This window comes from Ignavibacteria bacterium (assembly GCA_025612375.1).
GTDB lineage: Bacteria > Bacteroidota > Ignavibacteria > Ignavibacteriales > SURF-24 > JAAXKN01.
Genome location: JAAXKN010000031.1, coordinates 45,319 through 52,308, shown reverse-complemented (window position 1 = coordinate 52,308; position 6,990 = coordinate 45,319). Strand labels below are relative to the sequence as shown.

The following is a 6,990-nucleotide window of genomic DNA, read 5'->3' as shown; positions in this document are numbered from 1 at the left end:
ATCAGGAAAAGCAGGATGTCCTTCTTAAGTCCGCTTGCGGGATAGTGCATGATGGCTTCCAGCAGTCCGTTGGATACCTTTGTAAAGCCCCTTTCAAACATTTGTTGTGACATTTTCAGCATCCTCGGTTATTTTAAGGTCGTCAATTGTCATTCCCAGAATTTCGGCCAGCGTCTCAAGCCTTTCGGCTGTCTTTTTGTCATAAGTAATGTATTCCCATACCTGAATTTCCCTGCATACCCTGATGAATGTCGATAAATCCGTCTCCTGATGAAAATACTCTGCCATGGAATCAAGGTTTAAGGGGTAGCCTGAACGCAGGATGCGGCAGAAACCCCTGAATACCTCGCGCAGGAAAGGATCAAAAAAGTCATCAGGCATAAGCCGGCTTAATAATTCCGCCTGGTGAAGACTGTCACCCGCCAGTGATAGGACGGATGTGAGGAATTCTTTCTCCTCGTCACCGGCATCTTTCATAGCGCCCATTCCATGCCTCCGGTGTTTTGAGACAATCCATAAAATTAAGATTAGGAAATGGTAGAGTATGATCCGATAAATTTTTCCTTAAATTTCTTTAATTCCGGTTATTGCTGAAAGATGAGGCTTTATAAAACTTGTACCCCGATTGGAACTTTACTGGTCTCAATATATAGATAAGCCTTTCCCGGCTCAGAGTAAACTTCTAAAATTAGGCTTTTTTGTGATATGCCGAACTGAAAGAAAGATATGTGTGCAGATGGAGGGGGTCTTTATGCATTAAAGCCGGTATGAGTTGGCGATAAAGTATATTCCTATGGCTAGAAACGACAGTCCCATCACGCCGGAGCTTATCTGCCTGACCCTGGTGTGGAAACCTTTTTTTGAGCCGTTGAATTCTTTAATTATTTTTGCATCCCTGCGGGCTGCCAGTCCGTCGAAGAACATGAATAAGCCCGCAATTAAAAAGAGAAATCCGGAAAACATAATATTACCCTTTTAATTTATCAGGACAGTGGAATTATCATATTATTTCTAACAGCATTAGTACTCCCGCTATGACCCACATGCTTCCGATACCAATAAGCTTTTTTTTCTGTACCCTGGGCGGGATGCCGGTCCTTACCCTGTTGTACTCTTCATATGCTTCTTCGTCGGCATGTGTGAACATTCCGGTTACGAATGTAATTATACCTATAATTAAAAAGGACACCACAGCTATTTTATGAGGATCCATAATAGATCTTATAATTTATTTTTTGGCTATTGAACGCTGTTCTCCCCGACAATGGGGCCCAAATGGGGAACAAGCATAAAAAATTATCTTTACACTTATATATATGGTGACGGAGGGCGTTTTCGGAAAATTTTTTTAATTTTTTTTGAAATTTATGAAAAACCCGCCAAAGGGCGGGTTTTTGTTTATTCACTGTCGTATGTGATTAGCGAACGGATGTCGTATTTGGAGAGCTTGTCGCGGCCTTTCAAGAATGCCAGCTCTATAAGAAATGATATCTGGACTATCTCCCCGCCTGCTTTTTCCACCAGTTTGCAGGCCGCCTCCATTGTGCCCCCGGTTGCCAGAAGGTCATCGTGAATTAAGACCTTGTCCCCTTTTTCAATGGCGTCTTCATGCATCTCAACGGCATCAACGCCATACTCAAGGACGTAGTTTTCCTTAAGCGTTGTTGCGGGCAGTTTACCCGGCTTTCTTACAGGCACAAAACCGGCATTCAGCCTGTCTGCCAGCATGGCTCCGAATACAAAGCCCCTCGACTCGACTCCAACCACCTTATCGATGTGAGTTCCTTCAATAAAGCTGTAGAGTTCGTTAAAAGCGCTTTTTAGGCCCTCTTTGTCCTTCCAGAGGGTTGTAATGTCACGGAACACGATCCCCTTTTTCGGGAAATCGGGAATGCTTCTGATCAGCTGGGATAAGTCTGTTGTCACCAATTTTTTCCTCTTATTATCTGTTGAAATGGCAGGAAAGTATATATAAAAATATTAACTGCTCTTTTGTTTTTTAAAACATAAAGCTATTTCTCTTTAGAATCAATAAGAAATATCCCGCTTTACCTTTCTCAAAAGAAACTTCCTAAAGCGCTCCAGGTCCATGCAGTTAATGACCTCTTCGGGCTGAAGCCCGCCTTTTCTGGCCACCCTTATGCCGTAATTGATTTCCTCAATTCCAAGTATTGAATGGGCATCGGGATTAATTGAGAACATGCACCCCTTCTCACGCGCGTAATAAATCATGCGCCAGTCGAGGTCCAGCCTGTAGGGACTTGCGTTTAATTCAATAGCCACGTTGTTGGCCGCGCAGGCGTCTATTACCTTTACAAGATCCACATTATAAGGCGATCTCTGAAGCAGAAGCCTTCCCGTAGGGTGGCCCAGGAGGTCCGTATACGGGTTCTCCACGGCTTTAATTATTCTGGAAGTCATTTCATCTTCACTCAGCTTAAAGCGGCTGTGGACCGAGGCCACAACGAACTGGAAGTTCTTCATGAAATCAGTATCATAATCCAGCTCCCCGTCTTTTAAAATATCGCTTTCAACGCCGTGGAAGATCGGGATATCAAGGCTGCGGCTCACCTTTTCAATTTCCTTTTTCTGCTCAAGTACTCTGGCCTCAGTAAGCCCGTTTGCATAGAAAGCCGCCTTGCTGTGGTCGCATACGGCAAGGTATGTAAACACGTTATCCTTTGCCGCCTCGGCCATTTCTGTCAAAGTGTTCTTGCCGTCTGAATAAGTGGTGTGAAAGTGAAGGAGCCCCCTGAAGTCCAGTATCCCGAGCTCCGAATTTTTCCTTAGTTTGTCCGGAGCAGAAAAGTATTCCTTCTCACGCATCTCAGGAATTACAGGCGGCATATTAAGATCGCTGAAAATTCCGCCCTCATGCTCGTGGTTAAACACCCTTCCTTCGGCATCTGCCATTTTCAGGAATTCAGGGCTTCCTGTGGTAAGGAAAAGGAAATTCTCATAATCCCTCAGGCTTTCAGTTACAATGAAATATACAGGAACGTAATATTCCTCCTTTATCAGAAAGCACTTATGCGTAAGGCTCTTATTAAGGTTATTTATTTCCAGCAGGCAGTCCTCTGCAACGTCTGTGTCGTCAAAGAAGTAGTGATTCTTAAGCTCAAGCCTGAAGTCTTCCAGGCTTGTGGTAAGAATTACAAATTCCAGCTTCGAAATGACCTCCATAGAGCGCCTGTATTCGCCCGAGGGCTCGGCTTTCTTAATCGACTTAAACTCGCCCAGAGCGGTCAGTATGAGGTCCGTTTTCTTCTTCGCGTCGTCAAGAAGTGTTAAGTTTCTTGTGGATTTAATTCGTGTAATTTCCTGCAGAATAGACTCTTGCGTCTTTTCACCGAAGCCCTTAAGTGAGGCCAGGCGGTTGCTTTTGCAGGCGTCTTCCAGCTCCTCGAGTGAGCTGATGCCGAGGCTGTCGTAGATTAATTTGACTTTCTTAACCCCGAGACCGTGGATATTCATAAAGTCCAATATCCCGGGGGGAATTTCTCCAATCAGGTTCTCATAGTCCGTGGAGAAGCCTTTTTCATGAATGTCGTATATAACGGCAAGCAGGCCCTTGCCTATTCCTTTAACGCTTTTGATGCTGCCGTCTAATATCATCTCCTGAAGGTCGCCCTCCAGGTCGCGCAGTATAGCCGCGCCGTTTCTGAAGGCGTTAATCTTAAACGGGTTATCGCCCTTGAATTCAAGGATGTCGGCAAAACTGTCAAATGTCTGAGCTACTTTTTCCTTTAATGACATAAAACCACCCGGAATGATTAAAGAAATAAAAGAACTAAAAGCTGCCGTGCTGCTTTAAGAAATTAACAATAAGCCAGATCTGCAAGTATGTGAAAGTAAAGCCCACAACGACGCCTGCAATAACCTGGGCGGGAGTGTGCATTTTGAGTTTAATTCTGGCCCAGCCTATTATTAATATAACTATTAAAAACAGTAGTCCGCCAGTACCTGCCATATACATTACAACTCCGAAAGGCCCTGCGGCACCCAGTGCGTGGGCACTAATTTTCCAGAATTTATTTATGCCTATAACAAGTAATGTATTGGAAATATAGCAGAACCAAAATGAAATAATAACAGGATCCGCCTTAGCCATGGATAAAACTATGAGGCCAAGCGTGTAGATGCCTATTGCAACAAAGAACGGGACGGTTCTTTCTTCCTTTACGGATGCATCCATATCTGCAATCATGCCTCTTTTATGGAAGTAGAAGAACATCATGATCTGGAAAGCAAATCCGAATGTTAGAGCCACGCCTATAACGAGAAGTTTCTGCCACAATTCATGTTCAAGCGCAAGGGCCAGCCATGAAAATATTATTATTGTAAAACTCGGAGGCACGCAAAGTGTGGAAATGAATCTTGCAGTTCTGTAGGATAAGGGTTTGTCGGTCAATGTAAAGAGTCCTCCAATTAAAAGTTCAAAGTTCGAAGTTCGAAGTTAAAAGTTCAAAGTTCGAAGTTCAAGGTTCGAAGTTCAAAGAGTTACCGCTTTCGGCCATTGAAGTTAACGTAGAGCCTCGGAGAGGCGTGTTATCTGTAAAAATGCCGAGCAAAGAAAAAAATTCAGAGCTCCGGAGGAGCGATTTTTAAAACGGGAATTAACGCGTATACCCTACATACAAGTCGCCTCTCCGAGGCTCTATTGGAGATTTTGGATCCCTGGTTTTCTACAAACAAGTCATCCCTCCGGGACTCTTTTCTCAAGTTAAATGCACTCCCCGCCTTCAATTTTACTTTCTTCTATGACGCCTTCGTCCTGCATTGCGGGGGCGGAATTAAGGTAATCCAGGTATTGCATCAGCCTCAATTCAACACCTTCATAATCCAGTATCTTCATCAGCTCCTGCCTTATGGCTGAGACGCCGTGGAGTCCTTTTAAGTATGATGAATAATACTTCCTGAATTCTAAAATTGCACGCCTTTCCCCTTTTACTTCGATAGATTCCTTAAGATGCCTCAAGGCAGTTTCAATCCTGACCTCGGGCGTAAGGACGAGTGAGATATAGCCTTGAGTTAAAAGCTCCTTGCTTTCCTTGAAGATCCAGGGGTTTGCAATTGCACCTCGCGCAATCATAACACCGTCGGCTTTGGTGTTCTTAAAAATGTAGTCCACATCCTGAGCCGTAAAAACCCCGCCGTTTAATACTACAGGAATTTGAATTACTTCTTTAATCCTGTCTATCCACTCCCATGCGGCGTCTCCCGAATGCCCCTGCTGGCGTGTCCGGCAGTGGACGGTAAGAGCCTTTGCTCCGGCATCTTCAACCATCTTTGCAATGTCCAGGATCAGAATATTATCGCTGTCCCACCCTATGCGGGTTTTCACCGTTACAGGCAGGCTAACAGCGTCCACAATGGACTTAACCATCTTCTGCATATACGGGGGATCTTTTAAGAGCCCCGCCCCGGCGCCGCGGTTTGCAACTTTCTTAACCCAGCATCCGGCGTTAATATCTATCATATCAGGGTTTTCTTTTTCGGCTATTCTTGCCGCCTGCACCATCGATTCTATGCTTTCACCGTAGATCTGTATACCAACGGGCCTTTCTTTATCTGTAATTTTCAGCTTTTTCTGCGTCTTCTGGACCGAGCGGATGAGCCCTTCGGAGTTGACAAATTCCGTATAAACCACGTCGGCACCGAAGCCCTTGCATATATTTCTGAACGAGAGATCTGTAACATCTTCCATCGGAGCCAGTAACAGTGCCTTTTCTATTTCAATATTCCCAACCTTGAACATACTTACATACCACTTTCAATGTTATTATAAATTACTTTATCCTTTGCCATTTTGGCATATTTCTCTGCATTTATGAATTTAATGCTGAAGAAGAAAGTCAGCACCATGAATGCAGCACCCGTTAAAAACGGGAACGGGTAGCCTAAGAACTCGAATGCAAATCCTCCCCATAAGGGTCCAAGAACTCTTCCCAGGGCTGAAAGCGACTGGTTGATTCCGAGGATTGCGCCCTGCTCGTGCTCTGAGGAGTACTTGCTTATCATGCTTAAGACAACCGGCTGTATAATGCCCGTTCCAATGGCAAGCACCGAAATTACAATTGCCACTCCCAGGAAATTCCCTCCGTATGGAAGAAGCCCCAGTCCGAAGATCATTATAAAAGTGCCGATTAAAATGAGCGTTTTCTCTGTAAACTTTTCCGTCAGCATCTTTATAAATCCGCCCTGGATTACGGCGCCCACAACGCCCATAATTCCAAAGAGGTATCCCAACTGCTGGTTCGAAAACTGATAGACCTTATATCCAAGAAGAGCGAACGTACCGTAAATTGTGGCGCCCGAAAAAGTAAGAATAAAGAATAGAAGAATCAATATCCCTACATCGGGATGTTTTAAGGTCTGGAACAGCCCTTTTATGTCCAGTATCTTTGTGCCTGAAATTTTTATCTGTTTTGTCTTTTCAACATCAATTGTTTCCTTAAGGAAAAGGAATGCAAAAGTAAGCGCCATTGTTGAAAAGGCGGCGCTGGCAAATCCGGTAAAAGCGTAACCGTAATGGGAAAGGAGTCCACCTATCATCGGGCCGAATACAAATCCCAGGCCGAATGCCATACCGATCATGCCCATCCCCTTGGAGCGTTCTTCCTTTGTTGTAATATCGGCAATATAGGCCTGTGCAACGGCAATGTTGCTGCCGCCAAGCCCCCCGAGGATTCTTGATACCAGCAAGAGCCAGAAGGAATGTGAAAAGCTGAAAATTACGTATGAGCTTGCCGTTGATACCAGTGAGAGAATTATCACCGGACGCCTTCCGTACTTATCAGAAATTCTGCCCAGAATGGGATTAAAAATAAACTGGACGAATGAGAAGCTGGCAAATAAAATTCCTATTGCAAAGTCGCTTATACCGAGGTCTTTTGAAGCAAATGTCGGAAGTATCGGTATAAGTATTCCAAAACCCATTAAATCTATGAACACAGTCATAAAAATGACTGAAAGTGACGTTTTCTTCAT

The 6,990-nt window shown here is 44.3% G+C and carries 9 protein-coding genes; all 9 read right to left on the bottom strand.

Going from position 1 to position 6,990, the window contains the following annotated elements:
* Positions 1 to 113 (bottom strand): replication protein (locus HF312_16240; protein MCU7521765.1); only part of this gene is annotated, 113 nt, incomplete at its 3' end.
* Positions 94 to 486 (bottom strand): hypothetical protein, encoded by a 393-nt coding sequence (locus HF312_16235; protein ID MCU7521764.1) that lies wholly within the window; start codon positions 484 to 486, stop codon positions 94 to 96. The genes HF312_16235 and HF312_16240, both read right to left, overlap by 20 nt.
* 270 nt (positions 487 to 756) lie before the next feature.
* Entirely contained in the window at positions 757 to 963 is a 207-nt protein-coding gene (locus tag HF312_16230) for a hypothetical protein (GenBank protein MCU7521763.1), read from the bottom strand.
* Positions 964 to 1,000: 37 nt separating this feature from the next.
* The gene (locus HF312_16225; GenBank protein ID MCU7521762.1) at positions 1,001 to 1,213 is read right to left on the bottom strand and encodes a hypothetical protein; all 213 of its coding nucleotides are present in this window, start codon (positions 1,211 to 1,213) and stop codon (positions 1,001 to 1,003) included.
* 185 nt (positions 1,214 to 1,398) lie between these two features.
* Positions 1,399 to 1,926 (bottom strand): adenine phosphoribosyltransferase, encoded by a 528-nt coding sequence (locus HF312_16220; GenBank protein ID MCU7521761.1) that lies wholly within the window; start codon positions 1,924 to 1,926, stop codon positions 1,399 to 1,401.
* A 102-nt stretch (positions 1,927 to 2,028) separates the two neighbouring features.
* Complete coding sequence (locus HF312_16215) at positions 2,029 to 3,756, bottom strand: hypothetical protein (protein MCU7521760.1); 1,728 nt, start codon at positions 3,754 to 3,756, stop codon at positions 2,029 to 2,031.
* A 34-nt stretch (positions 3,757 to 3,790) separates the two neighbouring features.
* A complete protein-coding gene (locus HF312_16210) occupies positions 3,791 to 4,411 on the bottom strand; it encodes a hypothetical protein (GenBank protein ID MCU7521759.1) in 621 nt (206 codons plus the stop codon).
* 312 nt (positions 4,412 to 4,723) lie between these two features.
* Positions 4,724 to 5,758, bottom strand: a complete 1,035-nt coding sequence (dusB, locus tag HF312_16205) for a tRNA dihydrouridine synthase DusB (protein ID MCU7521758.1) — start codon at positions 5,756 to 5,758, stop codon at positions 4,724 to 4,726.
* Between the two features lie 2 nt (positions 5,759 to 5,760).
* On the bottom strand, positions 5,761 to 6,990 hold the full coding sequence (locus HF312_16200; GenBank protein ID MCU7521757.1) for an MFS transporter: 1,230 nt from the start codon (positions 6,988 to 6,990) through the stop codon (positions 5,761 to 5,763).